Here is an 18,399-nt window from a genome sequence, read left to right as displayed (position 1 = left end):
TACCGCGCCCAGCGCGTTGCCGGGCGGCATCGTTATATCCGTCGGTAGCGGCATCGGCACGCTACGCGCACAAAGGGCCGCTGATCAGGCCGCACGCCCGGGTCCGGTTCTAGACTGGGGGTGTGGCTCAGGACAGCTGCCCATGTCCGGATGCGCCCTTTGGGACACTTTCGGTCGATGCTCTCTTGCGTCTCTCCAGACAGCGGTTCGAGGGAGGGAGGTGAGATGGCCGAACCCGATGACCGCGGACGCTACCCGACGATCCACGCCGCACAGCTGGCGGCGCTGATCGTCGGCGATTCCGGCCGGGTGACAGGCGCCTCGGCCGAGGCCGGGCATCTGCTCGGCGAGGTCGACTCCGATCTGCTCGGCAGGCCGCTGAGCGAGCTGTTCCCCGATCCCGAGGCGAGGGCCGCCGTGGCACCGGGCGGCCCGGCATTCGACGGGTATGTGCGTATGGCCGGATCCACGGGCGAAATGCGCCACCGTCGGGTGTGGGTCGTGCCGCTGCGGAGCGGACCGACCGGCCACGGCACGACGGATCGGCTCGTCCTCGCCATGCCCGAGGAGAGCGGAACCCAGTGGGAGCGAGCCACGGCCTTCTTGCGCGCCATCTTCGTCCAGGAATACTTCGGCGTGTCCATCCATGACACCGACATGGCTCTCGTCGCCACGAATATCACGACCGAGATGTTCGGAGCCCCCGCGGCCGGCCCCGGCGAACGATTCCACGACGTCATGCGGTCCGAAGACGCGTCGGCGATCGAGGCGATGATGCGGCGTGTTCTGGACACCGGCGAGGCCATCATCTCCGAGTCGTTCCGCATGCGGCCACTCGCGATGCCGGGCCGTCAATGGCTTCTCTCCCTCTCGGCCTTCCGCATGGTGGACCACCGCGGGGCTCCCTTCGGGGTCATCCTCGTCTCCCAGGACCAGACCGAGCGGGACCGGATACGCCGGCACCGGGCCGTGCTGCACCTGGCGGCCGACCGCATCGGCATGTCCCTGGACATGGCCGAGACGGCGCAGTCGCTGGCGGACGTGGTGTACAGCGGTGGTCTCGGCGATCTGGTCACCGTCGACGTGTCACAGTCGATCCTCTCCGGCGACGAGCCCCCGACCGCCGTCGGGGCCCTCCAGACGTCGATGGTGCGGGTGGCCCGAGCCCCCCTGCACATCGCGTATCCGCCGGATCTGCTGCCGGTGGGCGGACGGTACCCCAGGCTCCCCGACAGCCCCGAGCTGCGCCAGCTCCAGCGGGGACAGCCGATCCGCCTGGAACGGGACCGTATGGCCGTGGCCCTGGAGGGCGACGAGGTGGCCAGGCTGCTCCTGCCCTCCGGCGCCCAGGCCGTGCTCGCCGTACCGCTGTTCGCCCGCGGGCTGATGCAGGGAAGTGTGACCGTCTGGCGTTACGAGGAGGGCACCCCGTTCGAGGAGAGCGACGTCGACCTCGTGTCGGAGATCGCCTCGCGGGCGGTTCTCGCCATGGACAACGCCAGGCGGTACACCCGGGAGCGCCAAGCGGCCCTGTCCCTCCAGAAACTCCTGCTGCCCCAGGCGTCGACGGACAGCTCGGCCGCCACAACCGCGGGCCTGTACCAGCCGGCGGCCGGCCACTACGGCATCGGCGGCGACTGGTACGACGTCATCCCGCTGCCGTCGACCCGGGTGGCCTTCGTCATCGGTGACGTCTTCGGGCACGGTCTGAGCGCCACCGCGACCATGGGCCGGTTGCGCACCGCCATCCACACCTACGCGACGTTGGAACTCGACCCGACCGAGGTGCTGGGCCATCTGGACGACCTCGTCCAGCAGCTGGCGGCCGAGACCACGGCCGACCGGCGTGACACGGTGGCGGCCATGTGCCTGTACGCGGTGTACGACCCGACCAGCGGCCAGTGCGGCATCGCGACCGCGGGCCATCACCCACCCCTGGTGATCAACCCGGACGGCTCGACCGAGCTGGTGGATGTGCGTCCGGGAGCGCCGCTCGGCCTGGGATCGGACCTGTTCGAGACCACCTCGGTGACGCTGGCGCCCGGAAGCGTACTCGCGCTCTACACCGACGGGATCTTCGGGATCCAGCGCTTCTCCGGGGACGCGGGGCTCGCGCGGCTCCGGCGGGAACTCGCCGAACAGATACAAGCCGGTGTTCCGCTGCACACCATCGGCGACGCCCTTCTTCACGGCGAGGCCGCGACACGTGACGACATCGCCCTGCTGCTCGCCCGGACCAGGCGGGTGGCGCCCGACCACATCGCCGTATGGGACTTCCCGGCGGAGACCGCGGCGGTCGCCAGGGCCCGCGACGCGGTTGACCGGCAGCTGTCGGCGTGGGATCTCGACGAACTTGCCTTCACCACCGAATTGCTGGTCAGCGAGCTCGTCACCAATGCCATCCTCCACGCCAGCGGCAGGATTCGCCTGCGTCTGATCCGGGACGACGACCTGCTCATCTGCGAGGTCGGCGATTGCAGCAACACCCAGCCGCGGGTGCGGAAGGCCAGGGACATGGACGAGGGCGGCCGGGGGTTGTTCATCGTCTCCCAGTGCACCGCCAAGTGGGGCTGCCGATACGGCCGGCGGGGAAAGACGATCTGGACCGAACAGCGTCTGACCGGCGCGTCCGGATAGCAGCGGACGGATTCGGGCTCACACACTCGTCCCGACGCTCTTCCGCGAGCCGAAGGCGGGGCGGATCTCCTGGTGAAAGCCGAGACGCTGGAGGAGTGGCCCGGTCATGACCGTGGTCACCAGGGCCATGATGACCATGACGGTGAACATCTGGCTGTCCAGCACACCCAGCTCCAGGCCCACGTTCAGGATGACCAGCTCGGTGAGTCCGCGGGCGTTGAGCAGAACACCGAGCACGACCGACTCGCTCCGGGAGACTCCTGAAAGGCGCGCGGAAACGGCGGCTCCCACGAATTTCCCCGTACACGCCACCAGGATGACGGCGAAGATGATGGTGATGCCGTGCTCGCCGAGTCCACGCGGGTCCACCGAAAGCCCGGTGACGGTGAAGAAGACCGGCAGCAGGAAGAGACTGGTCTGCTCGATGCGCTCGGCGACCTCGGGGGCCGACGCCTCGATCTCGGCGCGTGGTACGGCGACCCCGAAGGCGAAGGCGCCGAAGACCGCGTGCAGTCCGATCTCCGTCGTGGCCCAGGCGGACAGCAGAAGCCCGGTGAGGACGATGGCGTGGATGAGGGGGCCGCCGATCGCCCATCGCCGCTCCGGTGCCAGCAGCCAGCGCAGTCCGCGGCGTACGGCATAGGCGAGCAGCAGGAGGAACAGGGCCGACTCGAGCACCATGCGCACCAGGGGCCAGGGCCCACCGGCGGTGATGACGACGACGATGACGGCCAGCACACACCAGGCGAGAAAGTCCTCGATGGCGGCGCAGGCGAGAGCCATCACGCCGACGCGGCTGCGCCGCATGCCCCGTTCGGCGACGATCCGGGCCAGCACGGGGAAGGCGGTGATGGACATCGCCGCCCCGAGGAAGAGCACCGGCGCGAGCGCTCCATCGGTGGAGAGCTGGCTCTTGTCGTACCAGGGGTAGAGCATCGCCGCCAGCCCGGCGCCCAGGGCGAAGGGCAAGGTCACCGAGCCCAGGGAGATCAGGGTGACCTGACGGCTGTTCCCGCGCAGATGGAAGAGGTCGAGCCCGTATCCGATACCGAACATGAAAAGGACGAGGCCGAGTTGTGAGAGCGCTTGCAGAATGGGTCGCGTATCCGCTGGGAGCACCGCTTCGGTGGGGTTGCCCGGAAACAGACCCAGCAGACTCGGTCCCAGGGCGATACCGGCGATGATCTCGCCCACGACAGCCGGCTGTCTCATCCGCACGGCGAGCCGGGAGAATACGAATGCCACGGCGAGAATCACGGCGAGCCCGGCGAGAAGGTCTCCGCTCACCGCCTCGGCGGAGCGGGCAGCTATGGCATTTTGTCCCACGTTGGCCGTCTCTCCCCGCTCAGCCGACAGACTTTCCTTCGCATCACGATCAAGCACTCCCACCGGAATGACATCGGCGAATACCGACGTTACGGGTTCTACCGGTCGGAGACGTTCCGCACATCGCATCGGGCGCACGCCATGACCCGTGGTTCACGTGGTTCAACGGGGAAGAAAAGCAGCCAACTTCGCGGCGCGGCGTTCCGGACGTTGTCGGCGCCTCGGCCCGCTCCTAGAGTGGGAGCGCTCCCAAAGCGCGTGGGCACCGCGATTGAGGGGCTGGGGGCGGCCTCGATGACATCGTTGGCCCGCGCACTCCCCACCATCTGGCGTGCACCGGCGCGTTCATGACTCCATGCCGTCCGACAGGGGCCATCGCCCGCCGCGATCGTGCGCCTTCCACGGAGGTCCCCCATGCGCATTCATCGACATCGGCCCCGGGCATGGGCAGCCGCGGTCTTCCTGGCCGTCGCGAGCCTGGCGGCCACCGCTTTCGGCGCACCGGCCGGTGCCGCCGGCAGAATCGGGGCGGGCGCGGACATCAAGCCCGGTTCGGAGGACGACGGTGCCGACTGCGCGGTGCCCGACCCGGGCGCTTTGACCGCCAACGCCAAACTTCCCGACCCCTTCACCAAGCTGAACGGTACGCGTATCGCCACGGTGTCCGACTGGCGGTGCCGGCGGGCGGAGATCAAGAAGCTGGCGGAGAGGTTCGTCTACGGCGAGAAGCACACGAAACCCGCGAGCGTCACCGGCTCGGTCTCCCGCACCGGCATCACCGTGAACGTGACGGACCAGGGCCGCAGCTCCAGCTTCTCGGCCAAGGTCGAGCTGCCCAGTGGCACCGGACCGTTCCCGGCCGTCGTCGTCCTGGGCGGATTCGGGGCGGACACGGCCACCATCAAAGCCTCCGGCGCGGCCGTCATCTCCTACGACCCCCTCGCCGTCGGCCGAGAGGGCACTCCGCGGAACAACAAACAAGGCGCGTTCTACAGCGTCTACGGCTCGCAGAGCAGCACGGGGCTGCTCATGGCCTGGGCCTGGGGTGCGAGCCGGATCATCGATGTCATCGAGCAGTCGGGCGGCGGCATTCTCAAGGCGGACGCGGTCGGCGTCACGGGATGCTCGCGGTACGGCAAGGGCGCCTTCGCGGTCGGCGCGTTCGACCAGCGCATCGCCCTGACCATGCCGATCGAGTCCGGCACCGCCGGTGCCCCCATCTTCCGCGGAGTTCCGGGAGAGGGCGGCGCACAGCCGCTGAGCAGCGCCTACTCCGAACAGCCGTGGCTGGGCGACGCGTTCGGCTCCTTCACCGGCAACCCGGCCACGCTGCCGGTGGACACCCACGAGATCGTGGGCATGGTCGCGCCACGGGGGCTGTTCATCATGGAGAACCCGCATATCGACTGGCTGGGCGCCAAGTCCGGAAGCGTGGCGGCGCTGGGCGGAGCGGAGGTCTACAAAGCGCTCGGCGCGGGGAGCAACATCAGCTACTGGTCCGACATCCAGGACGGCAACCACTGCGCCGTCCGGTCCGAGTGGAAGGCCCCCTTGCAGCAGAACATCCAGAAGTTCCTACTCAAGACGGGCAACGCTCCCGGCGTGATCAGGGTCTCGGGCAAGAAGGCCGGCAACCTGGCCGAATGGCGGAACTGGCAGACTCCGGTCCTCACCGGGTCCTGAGGTGAGTGGCGAAGCCCGGCGATACGCGCCGGGCTTCGGGCCACGACCTCGACGGGCTCACGCGCATCGCGATCACGCGGCGAGCGTCTGTGCCACCGCCACCGCGGACAGGGGCGCCACCGGGATACGCACCGGTGTGACCGGGTCATAGGCGAGCCACACGCGGTATGTGGTCTTGGCCGGATCCACCAGGGGGTCACCGAGCGCGATCCGCCCCTCGGAGTACAGCCTGTCGCAGATGGGGGTGGGCAGCGCCACGTAGCAGCCGCCCCTGTCGGTGGCGTGGTCGTGCGGCTGCCAGTAGCCGTACCGGCGTCGTCCACTCGCGTGCACGGTGAGAAACACCGGAGTACGGGAGTCGGACAGGACGCGGAGAACGCCGGCGCCGACAGCCTCGAACGGAACCTCGGAACGGGAGCGGGACTGGTAGCGGGCGGGGGACATCAAAATTGCCTTTCCGAGGGCCGGGACTCAAGATCAGCTACCTAATTAAAGCAGTTATTTGATCTCGATCACAGAACTTCCGCTGGAGCGGCGGGACTTGAAGACGGCTCTCGGACAGAGTCGGCCACACGCGGCCGCGCACCGGCCCGGTGGCGGAGACACAGGGGTGCGGGGCGGTACGCGGCTCGCCGCCCTCACGGGCCGAGCGGCGTCAGCTGTCCGTCGACCGGACGGTGCTCATGACCTTCTCGATCTCGGCGGCCGTCAGCGCGTTCGGGACTCCTTGGTCCGCGTAGATCACCCAGCCGTGCATGGTGCCGTCGGGGAGCTTCTGCGCGACGCTGTGCACAACCGCCTTCGGCGGAACGCATGAGCTCGGGCGGTTGGTGACGGTCACCTGGGCGGTCGCGGTGTAGCCCTCGATGCCCCCGTGCTTCCACGGCTTGGCCTCACTCACCGTGATCTTGGGCTTGTGGTCCTCACCCCCGTACGCGGCGAAGCCCCAATTCCCCGCCCAGTTACGAGCGTTCTCCTGGAGGCTGCCGTCCTTGCCGCCGCCCGTGGTACCGACGGTGGCCAGCTGACCCTTGCCCGCCTCACCGAGGGCCTTGGGGTTGGGACTCGATGCGCAGCCGCCCTCACGGTAGTTGCCCGCCCCGGTCATGACGACGATCGGCCGGCCGTTCTTGTCCGTGTAGGAGAGGGCCGTGTCCTCCTGGAAGACCCTCCACTTCTTGGCCTTGCCGGGCACGTCGTAGCGGAAGTGGTGCTTCTGCGCGGTCTGCGTCTGCCATCCCGCGACCGACGGCTGATCGCCCGAGGGGCTCGCCGGGGCTGCGGACTCGGACGACCCCGCCGAGGGCGCCTTCGACCCCGCGGCGTCGGTGTTCTTGTCCGTGGCATCGCCGGTGTCGTCGTTGCATCCGCTCAAAGAGACGGCCATGCCGATGCCGACGGCCGCGATCAGGGTCTTCTTCATTCGTCGTGACGGCCCCCGAGTGGACCGGGGACGCTGAGCAACGCGCTTGAGGGTCTTTGGCTTGAACATGATCGGCACTCTATGCGCGCCGCGCTGCCGCCCCTCCCCCATGTGGACGCCCCACCGCGAGACGGGTACCTACCCGTGACACATCGCATAAGGCTGAAACATGCCCGAAGCCCCGGACGCCATGTGTCCGGGGCTTGGGGCATGGGCGCGTCATGCGCCCGGCGGAGGCACGGTGGGTTCACCGGCCCGGGAGAGCTCTCTTCGTGGCGTCAGTCCAGCGGTTCGATCCAGAGGTTTCTGAAGCGGACCTTGTTGCCGTGGTCCTGGAGCCGGATGGCGCCCGCCGCGGCCGATTCGGCGTCGCCGCCGCCGGTCGGGCCGTCCACCGCCACGTTGTCGTGGACTTTCCTGCCGTTCCACACCACGGTGATCCTGGCGTCATCGGTCTTCTTGCCTTCGGCGTCGAAACGGGCCGCGCGGAAGTCGATGTCGTATGTCTGCCAGCTTTCCGGTGGCATGGCGGCGTTGAGGTCGGCGGCTTTCTTGTTGTAGATGGACGCCGCCTCGTTTGGGGCGAGTTTCTCCACTCCGTAGGAGTCCAGGATCTGGATCTCGTACCGCTCCTGGAGGTAGATGCCGCTGTTGCCGCGGTCCTGCCCGGTGACATCGTCCGGCAGCTTCGGCACCCGGAATTCGGCGTGCAGCCTGAAGTCGCCGAACGCCTGTTTGGTGCGGATGTCGCCGCAGCACACCTCGATGGAGTCCTCGGCGGAGCGCGGCCATTCGACGCTGCGGCCATCGGTGTGCTGCCAGGCGGTGGAGACGCTGCCGCCGGAGAACAGGTCGATCCGGCTGCCGGATCCGCGCACCTCGATCATGTCGAGGTTGACGTGGCCGGTGTCCTCGGGCCGATAGGCATAGGCGATGGTGTTGCGGCCCTTGCGCAGGGAGAGCCGCTCGGTCTTGGTGGACCAGCGGTTCCAGGCGCCGGTGGAGGGGAGGCTGGTCTGCTGCGCCTGGCCGCCGTTGACGGTGAGGCCCATGGTCTTGGTGCCGGTGAACGGGTGGGGGCCGTTGGCGTAGCGCAGCCCCACGTCGTAGCTGCCCTTCGCGGGCGCGTCGACCTCGAAGGTGGCGGTGGCGCCCGGCGTGCCGAAGCCGTCGGCGAAGCCGCCGCCGGTGTAGCCGGCGTGCTCGGTGTCGATGGCGGCTCCGCCGGTCAGGCGTGCCGATTCCGCGTCGTACGAGGTGATGGGCTGCTCCGGGCCGGGGCGTGCGTTCAGCGTGTACCAGGCTTCGGTGGACCAGAGCTGCTCACCGGCGTCCGAGGCGAAGGGGCGCGGTGAGCGTACGTGCACCACCCGGTCGGTCTTGAGGCCGGGGATGGTGAGCCGGACCGTGCGACGGTCGGCGGACAGTCGGGCGGCGGCGACGGGGAGGGCCTCTTCGTCCACCTTGGGGCCACCGTAGGCCGGGGTGGGGACGTAGCGCCACTGCTCGACGGAGTAGGCGCCGTTCGTCAGCTTGGCGGCGGTCTCCGCCGACAGGGGCTTGGTGTAGGTGAGTTCGAAGCCGTCGCGGGTGGCGCGCATGGTCTTGATGTCGAAGGCGGTCTTGCCGTTCGGCGTGAGTTTCTGAAGGCCGAAGCGGAGTTTGCCTTCCTGGCCCCAGTTTCCGTCGGCGCCGAGACCGCCCGCGTAGATGGCACCGTCCGGTCCGGTGCTGATGCGGGTGATGCCGACCTCCAGGCCCTGGGTGTGCCGGAACACCGCGCCCTGGTACTCGCCGTCCACCTTCTCCAGGTCGGCGCGCTGGATTCCGCCGTAGGTGACGTCGCCGAAGAGCATTTGCCCGGCGAAGGGTCCCTTGTCCAACAGCATCGGTGTGCTGGGCGAGTTGGCTATCTCGTTCTGCGGCAGCCAGAGCACGGGTTTGGTGACCGGGCGGTCGTCGAACGGTCCGTCCGGGTTGGTGTAGTGGTTGAAGAAGCGGTCCTGCTTGATGTGGAGCAGCTTGGAGGCGGGCAGCCAGCCGCCCTGATTGTCGGTGACGAAGAGATCCCCCTCGGGGCCCCGCCCGATCCCGTTCGGTGTGCGGAGGCCGCCCGCCAGGTAACTCACCTTGCCGGTCTTCTTGTTCACCTTGATGGTGGTGCCGCGGTTCGCGACGGGCTGTGGATCGGTCGTGGCACCGCCGTAGTTGATGGCCACGGAGAGGTTCAGATAGAAGTTCCCCTTCTCGTAGAGCAGCCCGAAGGCGAACTCGTGGAAGTTCTCTCCGTACGGCCAATCGGCGACCTTGCGGATCTCGCTCGCGGTGTTGTCGCCCTCGATGTCGGACAACTCGGTGAGCTGGTGCTTCTCCGAGACGTAGAGCTTTCCATCGACGTACTTGATCCCCATCGGCTCCCGCAGGCCGTCGGCGATCTTCTTGTATGTGACCTTCTCCGGGCCGGTGTCACCCGTGACATGGTCGAGGATGTACACCTCTCCCTTCGTCTCGGTGCTGCCGCCCCACGTCGTCACGGCCAGCTTGCCGTCCGGCAGCCAGTCCATCGCGGAGACCTGGGGCTCGAAGCCCTCGGGGCGCAGATTGGTGAGGGTGTAGCCGGGGTTGACCGAGGTCAGCGGGAGTCCGTCGCCGGGGGTGTCGTAGTTGCCCTCGCACTCCTTGCGGCCCGGGGCGGTGACACGGACGACGCCGGCGTCGGTGCTGAGCACGGAGTTCGGGACGAGGGAGAAGTCGTCGGCGCCCGGGGGCTTCCACTGGAGGGTGACCTGCTGGTCGCCGCCACGGTCGAAGTGGTCGATGCGCAGGGAATGGTAGCCGGGTGCCAGGGCGATCTCGCCGTCCTTGGGCTCGGCGCCGTGCAGTCCGTCGTGGTCGATGACCTTCTTGTCGCCGATGAGCAATCGGGAACCGTCGTCGCTGATCAGACGGAATGTGTACGTGCCGTCGGTGGGGACGCTGATGTTGCCGATGATCTGCGACACGAAGTTGTCGGTGAAACCGAAGCCCTCGGTGGAGGACCAGTCGACGTTGGGGATCAGCTTGTCCACGTTGGGGGTCTGGGCCGGCTTGAGGTCGCAGAGCTTGCTCAGCGGGGACTGGATGTCGAAGACGCGGAGGGTGACGCCGGGTTCCTGGGGCGGCAGATCCGCGAAGGGCTTCTCGTCCGCTTCGGCGGTCGGCGTCACGAGAGCGCCGGCCAGAAGCGCCGCGAGGAACAGGCCGGTTCTTCGCGGTCCACGGCGATGGCCATGTGGTCTCGGGTACTTGCGTAGCGTCACTCTTCCTCCTGCTGGGCGCTAGGGGCGCGGTCGACGGCGGACCGCGGGCATAGAGTGGAGCTCGTCCGTGTACGGGTGGTGCGGCGGCATTCCGCCGTGATGCACGCAGACGTCCCTACGAAAGCGACGCCCAGCGTACGAACATCGCCCCGAACCGTCCATACTTTGTCCACAACAAGTCGAAAGTCCCCGCCCCTCGCCATGTTCCTGACGGACGGTCGGTGCCTGGGCCGGCACGGTGGTGGCGGGCGCCGTCACCGGTTCGTTCGGGGCCCGGTCCCGCTCATGACACACCCGGTGTCGTACTTCCCGTTCGGCCGCAGTCTCAGGAGCCGCCGACCCTGGCGGCCAGGCCGGAGATCAACAGCTCCAGGCCGTACTGGAACTCCGTGTCGGGATCGCTGTCGGCCAGATAGGGCGCGGTCGCGGTCAGCAGCGGGTCGCCGGAGGCGGCGATGGCTTCGGTGCGCTGCTGGACCTGGTCGTTGTCCATGGTGCCCAGGTAGATGGCGTAGCCCAGTTCGCGCATGATCGAGCCGACCATGAAGGCGGTATAGCCGCGCAGGACGTGGACCACCTCCTCGGGGGCGAGGCGGAGTTCGTCGAAGCAGGCCAGCGTGGAGCGCATGGCTTCCAGCGCGGCGGGCGACTGCGTGGGCCGGGTCAGCACCAGAGGGAACGCTTTCGGATGCTGCTTGGCGGCGGCGCGGAAGGCGGCGGCGTGAGCCCGGATCCTCTCCTGCCATGTTCCGCCCCGCTGTTCGGGGAAGACGATGCCGGCCAGCACCGCTTCGGCGACACCGTCGAGAAGGGCGTCCTTGTTCGGGATGTGGTTGTAGAGCGACATGTTCTCGATGCCGAGCTCCGTGGCCAGTTTGCGCAGGGAGAAGGCGTCGGGGCCATCGCGGTCGATCATCGTCACCGCTGCCGCGATCACCTTGTCGCGGGTCAGGCCGAGTCGCCTGCCACGTCCGGCCCCTCGCGCCGTCATGCGTCACCTTCCCTTGACATCACTTGCACCGTAAGTCTAGCGTCCCGATCCATCGAAAGACTTGCGGTGCAAGTGTCGCTTTGAGTGATCGCCTGGGTTCGCCCTCGTACGGGACTTGGCGGCCGACCTGGACCGGCACCCCCAACCACCGGCTCGGCCGACCAGGAAGGACCCACCGATGAAACTCGCCTGGCAGGACACCGACGTCCTCGACATGCCCACGCTCGGCACTCCGATCACCACCCTCAGCGGCCTCGGTGACATACCCGGCGGCTACGGCGCACAGCTCGTATGGGCCCGTGCGCGGGCGAAGGCGCTGCGTACCGAGTTCGCGGCGACCGGTACACCGGACAGCGTCACCACGTGTGACCTGGTCACCCTTCCCTATCCGACGAAGTTCGGCCTCTTCCGTGCCTCCCGGGCCATCGCCCCGTTCCTCGCCATCACCAACCGCATGCTCGTCGTCCGCTGGACGGAGAGCGACGGGCGGCGGCGTGTGCTCCTGTTCGAGCCGAGCGATGTGGAACTCGGCCGCAACACCCCGTACTTCGCCGCGCTCGCCCGCCGCACACCCCGCCCGGTGCGATCCCTGTTGGTCACCGAACACGGCACGGTCCTCGGGCATCTGGCCAGGCTCGGCATCGCGCCCGAGGATGTCGACTATCTCCTCTTCGACCATCTGCACACCCAGGACCTACGCCGGTGGATCGGCACCAGCACACCCCAGCCGGACTTGGGCGGCGGTCCGGTCGAGCCGGTGTTCCCGCACGCCAAGGTGATCGTGCAGCGGCACGAACTGCTGGCCATGTCCGAGCTCCACCCGCTTCAGCGCCCCTGGTACCAGCCCGACGCCTACCGGGACGTGCGGCCCGACGCCTTTCTCGCCGTCGACGGCTCGCTGCTCCTCGGCCCCGGTGTCGCGGTCATCTCCACCCCCGGCCACGTCCTGGGCAACCAGACCCTTCTGTTGAACACCTCCAGCGGCATCTGGGCGTCCAGCGAGAACGCCATCGCCGCCGAGTGCCTGACTCCCGAGCACTCTCGCGTCCCCGGCATCGCCCGCTGGGCTCGCGCCTGGCAGCAGGAGGTCGTGCTCAACGCCAACACCATCGAGACCACGGCCGAGCAGTACAACTCGCTCATCGTCGAGAAGACGCTCGTCGACCACGCCCAGGCCGACCCCCGCTTCCTGCAATTCTTCCCCTCCAGCGAACTGACCGGCGTCTGGACCAACCCCGGCACCAGCCCCACCTTCACGCACAAGGCGGTAACCCACCGATGACCACCCTGATCAGTGACGAGATCCGCAAGTCCCGCCAGAAGCTGGTCCTGGACCACTTCCATGACGAGGTCCGCCAGGAGTGGGACGACGTCCTGGCCACCTTCCCGCATCCGCGCTACGAGCTGATCCCCACCATGACGGTCCACGACGGCGACGCGGCGGTACGCGGCTATTACCGCCACAGCCGCCGCGCCTTCCCCGACCAGGACCACGAGATCATCGCCCTGCGCCACAGCGACGACGCCGTGATCGTCGAATTCTGGCTGCTGGGCACGCACCTCGGCCCGCTGGGCGCGATCCCGCCCACCGGAAACCGCTTCCGTGTCCGCATGACCGCGTACTTCGTCTTCGACGACGACGGAAACGGCGGTGAGAACCTCGTCTGCGAGCGGATCTACTTCGACAGCCTCACGCTGCTGAAACAGCTGATCGGCGGCCTGAACCTGCGCAACCCGCGCAACTGGCCCCTGGCCCTCCGCTGTCTGCGCGGACTCCTCAAGGAAGCCGGCGGCACCCCGGACCCCGCCCTCGTCAACACTCCGAAGGCCACCCTGTCGTGAAGGTCCACCACCTCAACTGCGGCACCATGCACCTGCGCGGCGGACCACGGCTGGTCTGCCATGTCCTCCTCCTCGAGACGGACACGCAGGGGCTCGTGCTCGTCGACTCCGGCTTCGGCCTCATGGACATCGCCGCCCCCGGCCGCCGCCTGGGCCCGGTCCGCCACTACATCAGACCGGCCTTCGACCCCGAGGAAACCGCCGCCCGCCAGGTCGAACGGCTCGGCTTCCAGCGCGCCGACGTCCGCCACATCGTTCTCACCCACGTCGACTCCGACCACATCGGCGGCCTCGCCGACTTCCCGCACGCCACCGTCCACATCACCTCGGCCGAGGCACTCGGCGCGATCCACGCCCCGTCCTGGCGCGAACGCCTCCGCTTCCGCCCCGCCCAGTGGGCCCACGGCCCGAGCATCGTCGAACACGCCCCTGACGGCGAAGCATGGCGCGGATTCGCCGCCGCCAAGGAGCTCGACTCCATCGCCCCCGGTATCGTCCTGGTCTCCCTCCCCGGCCACACCCGCGGCCACGCCTGTGTCGCGGTCGACACCGGCACCCGCTGGATCCTGCACGCCGGCGACGCCTTCTACCACCCCGGCACCCTCGACGGCCGGACCCCCGTGCCCGCGGCCCTCCGCGGCATGGAAACAGCCGTCGCATACGACCTGAAACAGGTCCGCGCCAACCACGCCCGCCTCGCCGAACTGCACCGGCGCGCGGAACCCGACCTGGCGATCGTCTGCGCCCACGACCCGGGCCTGTACGAGAAGATGCGGGCCGGCTGAGACAAGACGACGAACGAGCCGCGGGGGATCCTCATGTGTCCGTGCGCGCCGTTTCCCGGCACGAGTCGGCGACCGATGCGGTGGCCGCCGTCGAGGGGGTGCGGGCGAGGGGTGCGCTCGCCTTGGTGCCTCGCCCGCTGAGCTGGGCGATCGTCATGACCAGCAGGGGGGTGAGGATGGCGATGTACGCATTGTCGATGCCGAAGGGGTCACCCGCCGCGTACCAGCCGATGACCGCGGGCAGGGACAGGCAGAGGGCGGCCAGGGCACCCTGCCGGGAGCCGTACGACGGCCGGCGGAACATCAGGACGACGAACACGGCCAGGGAGGCCCGGAGCGCCTTGGCGAGGAACGTCATGCCGAGCACATCCGATGCGCCCAGGGCCGCCGCCACCGGGATCAGCCCGCAGCCGAGGGTGGAGAGCCGGGCGAATCGCACGGCCTTCCTCTCGTTGTCCGACGGGTTGAAATACGGCTGGTAGAAGTCCTTCAGCAGCAGAGTGGAAGCGCCGATCGTCAGGGCGGATATGAGGCCGAACACTGATGCGATCAGTCCGGTTACCGCAATGCCCTGAAGAATCGGGCTGAGCCGGACGACCATGGTCGGAAGTGCCTGGATGCTGTCGATGTCGGGGTGCACCACGGCCGCGCAGACACCGATCAATGCCGCGAGGAAGCCATACGGGATCAGGACGAGGCTGGTGTAGAAGCCCGCGTTCCGCGCTTTGGCCTCGTTGTCGACCGCGGTCATCGCCTGTACTACGTACTGCGTCGCGAACATGGCGCCGCCGCCGGCGATGAGCCAGGCGCCTATCTGATTCCAGCCGACTCCGTCCCAGTCGAGCATCTTCGACGGCAAAGAGACGCTGATGTGTTCGTAGCCCCCCGCGGCGGAGTACGCGGACACCGCGACGACGACGATCCCCACGACTTTGACGAAGACGTTGATCAGATTGGTGTAGATGACGGAGCGCATTCCGCCGATCACCACGTAGACACTCGACAGAACGCCAACGATCACGACGGCCCAGTTGGCATCGATCCTGAGCAGAGCCGAGATCATCGCTCCGCCGCTCACATAGGCCGCGGTGGCCACCAGGAGGAGCGATACGATCATGATCACGGAAGCCGCTCGCCGTACGCCCACTCCGTATCCCCGTTCCAGGGCACCGGAGATGGTCACCTCGTCGAGTTGTTTGAATCGCCTCGCGAACAGCACGGCGAAGACGATGAACCCGATTCCCAGGGCGCCGAGGTTCCAGGCGGCGGAGATTCCGTAAGTGAAGGCGCCTTGGGCCGTCCCGATACTGGCCGTGGTGCCCACGACTTCGGAAGCCATGAACAGACCGATCACGGCCGCGGGGAAGACCCGGCCGCCGCGGACAAAGCCTTCCGAAGTCGCGCCCGCCTTACGGGCGATGAAGCTCACCGCCGCGATGACGACGATGTAGGCCACCGCCATCAGAGCAACTATCTGGAAAGACGACACTGTTTCTCCTTGAGTTGACGGTTCCGGCGCTCGGCCGACTCCGAAGAGTGAGGCAAGGCTGCCGTCGAATCGCGTCAACTGGACCCGGAAAGGCGGTCTTTGACATAAACCCCCCACAGAACGCTGTTCACCATTCCGGTTCCATCGGCAGTGGCGGGCATTTCCGCGTCATTATGGAAAGCGGCGATTCCGGTACCGGTGTCCACACCATGTCCGGCGCGCATGGACAGCAGTTCCGCGCGGGCCTCCTGCGCGTCCCCCACCGGCGCCGATGCGAGCAATGCGGTCCAGTGCCGCGCGAGCGTTCAGGCGGCGGACCGACCTACGCGGGGCGGAAGCGACTGATCGGCCCAGATGATCTTGCCGCTGCTGGTGGGCCTGGTTCCCCATCGCTCACTGAGCTGAGCGACCAGCATCAGTCCACGACCGCCCTCGTCATAGATGCGGGCCTGGCGGAGGTGCGGATAGGTATCGCTGGAGTCCGCCACCTCGCAGATCAGTGTGTCTTGCAGGATCAGCCGTAGCCCAATGGGTCCGGACGCGTACCGGATGGCGTTGGTGACCAGTTCGCTGACGATGAGTTCGGTGGTGAAGGTCGCCTCCTCCAGCCCCCAGTCGGAGAGCTGGCGGGTGGTGAGGTCGCGCGCCTCGGCGACGGCCTCCGGATCCATGGGCAGTTCCCACGTCGCGACCTGGTCGCAGTCGAGGCTCCGGGTACGGGCCAGCAGCAGGGCGATGTCGTCTTCGGCGCGGTCCGGGAGCATGGTCCGCAGCACGGCGTCGCAGGCCCCCTCCAGAGAGCCGGGTGCGTCGATCAACGAGCGGCGCAGCATCTCCCGGCGCTCGTCCAGGTCGCCGTCGCGGGTCCTGATCAAACCGTCGGTGTACAGGACCAGGAGGGAGTCCTCGGGAAGTTCGACCTCCACGCTCTCGAAGGGAAACCCGCCGAGGCCCAAGGGCGGACCGACCGGCACCGCAACGGATTCGACCCTGCCGTCGGGATAGGCGAGGAGCGGTGGCGGATGGCCCGCACGGGCCAAGGTGCAGCGCCGGGAGACCGGATCGTAGACCGCGTACAGACAGGAGGCTCCCGTGTCCGCCTCGGGCTCCCCCTCCGCGGGGGACTCACCGGCGATGGGCCGGCCGACGATGACATCGAGTTGGGCGAGAAGCTCGTCGGGGGGCATTTCGATATCGGAAAGCGTGCGCACAGCCGTTCGCAACCGGCCCATGGTGGCCGACGCGCGCAGTCCGTGGCCGACCACATCGCCCACGACCAGGGCCACTCGTGCTCCGGACAGGGGGATGAGGTCGTACCAGTCACCGCCCACGCCCGCCTTGGTGTCCGCGGGCAGATAGCGGCCGGCCGCCTCGACCGCCGTCTGTTCGGGTAGCCGCTGCGGCAGCAGACTGTGCTGGAGCGCCAGCGCGGTGGCGCGTTGGCGGGTGAAGCGCAGCGCGTTGTCGAGGCTGACCGCCGCCCGGGTGGTGATCTCCTCGGCGAGCAGCAGGTCGTCGGAGTCGAAGTCCTCGGGCTTTTGATGCCGGATGAAGACGGCAAGGCCGAGCAAGGTGCCACGAGCACGCAACGGGACGATCATCGCGGAGTGCAGGCCGAAGGCCCGGGTGCTGGCCATCCTCCGCTCGGAGAAGTTGACCCAGTCCATGGATGAGGCGTCGGACCCGGGCGGAACCATATAGGACTCGCCCGTGACCAGCACCCGCACATGCGGACCGTCGCTCGGGTAGACGTCCACATCGCCGGGGTTCAGGACGGCCTCGGGAGCCCCTTCCCATACGGAGTGCTGCGCCATCCGGCGCATGGTCACCTCACGGCTCGGCGGCGGGAACCCCGGCTCCACCGGCAGGAACTCCGGCTCCTCGTCGGTCAGCACCGATTCCAGCAGGTCGACGGTGACGAAGTCGGCGATCCCCGGAACCAGTACCTCCGCCAGTTCCTGCGCCGTACGAGCCACGTCCAGGGTGCTGCCGACGGTGGTGCTCGCCTGATTGAGCAGGGCCAGCCGCTCCCGGGCAAGGTGCTGGACACCGGCGTCAAGGCCCACCGCATACATGCCGCGCACCCGTCCGCGGGCGTCCTTGAGCGGCACGAAATGACCTTGCCAGGCGTAACCGAGCTGCTCGTTCGGGAGCTTCACGTAGATGTCCAGGCTCGCCGACTCGCCCGTGTCCCTGGCCAGACGCATGGCCTGCTCGATCCTGTCCCCCTCCGGGCCCCCTACGTTCTCGGCGGTCGTCCTGCCGACCAGATCGGCCTCAGTGGCCTGAAATGCCTTTCCGGCCTCCTTGTTGAGGCGAATGTAGTGCAGATCCAGGTCGGTGATTCCGGCGATGAAGGGAAACTGATCGAAGCTCCACTCGAGCAGTTCGCGCCGCGTATCCATGAGCGGCGTGAGCACCAGAAGCCGGTGCCCGCTCGCTGACCGGGCGGACCGCTCATACGACGGGGTCGCCACCAACTCGACGGTGACGCTTTGCCCGTCCTTTCCCCGGAGCACGGCCGTCATGGCTCCGGCCTCGGCACCGAGGACGAAACGCCGAACCGCTTCGGATTCGCCCGCGGCCAGGAGAATTTCCGCGGAACGGCCCTCCGCCTCCGCCGCCGAGTAGCCGAGCAGACGACTCGCCCCCGGGCTCCACGCGATCACCTCACCCGTCTCGTCGAGCAGCACCGTGGCAGTGTGACGTGTCTCCAGTGGCCCCGGGCGATTCCACTCGGTATCGGAGTCTCGCGGATTCATAAGTCCATAAGCCCTCAAACTTACAACAGGTAAGAACTTGACCCCTAAAGTAAGGCCGGGATCTACTTCCTCCCACCCTCACCGTCTTCCAGGCTAACGGGGTCGGATTCAAACTGCCCGGAATCCGAAGGGGTGCCTTCAGCACGGAACGGGTCCTCCGCT

At 68.0% G+C, this 18,399-nt stretch carries 12 protein-coding genes; 5 read left to right on the top strand and 7 right to left on the bottom strand.

The window, feature by feature from the left end:
• The first annotated feature begins 225 nt into the window (after nt 1-225).
• A complete protein-coding gene (locus tag AB0E24_RS40590; RefSeq protein WP_359384668.1) occupies nt 226-2,637 on the top strand; it encodes a SpoIIE family protein phosphatase in 2,412 nt (803 codons plus the stop codon).
• Between the two features lie 18 nt (nt 2,638-2,655).
• On the opposite strand, the gene AB0E24_RS40585 is transcribed toward AB0E24_RS40590, so the two are convergent.
• On the bottom strand, nt 2,656-3,882 hold the full coding sequence (locus AB0E24_RS40585; RefSeq protein WP_250849361.1) for a cation:proton antiporter: 1,227 nt from the start codon (nt 3,880-3,882) through the stop codon (nt 2,656-2,658).
• Nucleotides 3,883-4,377: 495 nt separating this feature from the next.
• Here AB0E24_RS40585 and AB0E24_RS40580 point away from each other — a divergent pair, with 495 nt between their 5' ends.
• A complete protein-coding gene (locus AB0E24_RS40580) occupies nt 4,378-5,646 on the top strand; it encodes a glucuronyl esterase domain-containing protein (protein ID WP_359384666.1) in 1,269 nt (422 codons plus the stop codon).
• A gap of 72 nt (nt 5,647-5,718) precedes the next feature.
• Here AB0E24_RS40580 and AB0E24_RS40575 read toward each other — a convergent pair whose 3' ends face one another.
• The 4 genes from AB0E24_RS40575 to AB0E24_RS40560 all read right to left on the bottom strand — a co-directional run bounded on the left by AB0E24_RS40575 (nt 5,719) and on the right by AB0E24_RS40560 (nt 11,359).
• Complete coding sequence (locus AB0E24_RS40575; protein ID WP_093702577.1) at nt 5,719-6,090, bottom strand: hypothetical protein; 372 nt, start codon at nt 6,088-6,090, stop codon at nt 5,719-5,721.
• 211 nt (nt 6,091-6,301) lie between these two features.
• Nucleotides 6,302-7,069, bottom strand: a complete 768-nt coding sequence (locus AB0E24_RS40570) for a DUF8017 domain-containing protein (RefSeq protein ID WP_347234950.1) — start codon at nt 7,067-7,069, stop codon at nt 6,302-6,304.
• Between the two features lie 278 nt (nt 7,070-7,347).
• Complete coding sequence (locus AB0E24_RS40565) at nt 7,348-10,368, bottom strand: 3-keto-alpha-glucoside-1,2-lyase-like domain-containing protein (protein WP_435865379.1); 3,021 nt, start codon at nt 10,366-10,368, stop codon at nt 7,348-7,350.
• A 325-nt stretch (nt 10,369-10,693) separates the two neighbouring features.
• Nucleotides 10,694-11,359, bottom strand: a complete 666-nt coding sequence (locus AB0E24_RS40560) for a TetR/AcrR family transcriptional regulator C-terminal domain-containing protein (RefSeq protein ID WP_100805053.1) — start codon at nt 11,357-11,359, stop codon at nt 10,694-10,696.
• A 178-nt stretch (nt 11,360-11,537) separates the two neighbouring features.
• On the opposite strand from AB0E24_RS40560, the gene AB0E24_RS40555 reads away from it, so the two are divergent.
• The 3 genes from AB0E24_RS40555 to AB0E24_RS40545 are packed head-to-tail and all read left to right on the top strand — an operon-like array spanning nt 11,538 to nt 13,986.
• Entirely contained in the window at nt 11,538-12,641 is a 1,104-nt protein-coding gene (locus tag AB0E24_RS40555; RefSeq protein WP_102936233.1) for an MBL fold metallo-hydrolase, read from the top strand.
• Nucleotides 12,638-13,201, top strand: a complete 564-nt coding sequence (locus tag AB0E24_RS40550) for an ester cyclase (RefSeq protein WP_069874368.1) — start codon at nt 12,638-12,640, stop codon at nt 13,199-13,201. Before AB0E24_RS40555 ends, AB0E24_RS40550 begins: the two co-directional genes overlap by 4 nt.
• Nucleotides 13,198-13,986 (top strand): MBL fold metallo-hydrolase, encoded by a 789-nt coding sequence (locus AB0E24_RS40545; RefSeq protein WP_147966398.1) that lies wholly within the window; start codon nt 13,198-13,200, stop codon nt 13,984-13,986. The genes AB0E24_RS40550 and AB0E24_RS40545 overlap by 4 nt, the downstream gene beginning before the upstream one ends.
• 31 nt (nt 13,987-14,017) lie before the next feature.
• Here AB0E24_RS40545 and AB0E24_RS40540 read toward each other — a convergent pair whose 3' ends face one another.
• Together AB0E24_RS40540 and AB0E24_RS40535 are read right to left on the bottom strand one after the other, a co-directional pair.
• Nucleotides 14,018-15,448, bottom strand: a complete 1,431-nt coding sequence (locus tag AB0E24_RS40540) for a sodium:solute symporter family protein (RefSeq protein ID WP_099016202.1) — start codon at nt 15,446-15,448, stop codon at nt 14,018-14,020.
• A 332-nt stretch (nt 15,449-15,780) separates the two neighbouring features.
• Nucleotides 15,781-18,237 (bottom strand): SpoIIE family protein phosphatase, encoded by a 2,457-nt coding sequence (locus AB0E24_RS40535; protein WP_359384659.1) that lies wholly within the window; start codon nt 18,235-18,237, stop codon nt 15,781-15,783.
• Nucleotides 18,238-18,399 lie beyond the last annotated feature (162 nt).

It is taken from the genome of Streptomyces malaysiensis subsp. malaysiensis, assembly GCF_040653035.1.
In the GTDB taxonomy this organism is placed as follows: Bacteria; Actinomycetota; Actinomycetes; order Streptomycetales; family Streptomycetaceae; genus Streptomyces; species Streptomyces malaysiensis.
Note: the sequence above shows the minus strand (reverse complement) of the source record. Positions and strands in the feature narration are given on the sequence as shown.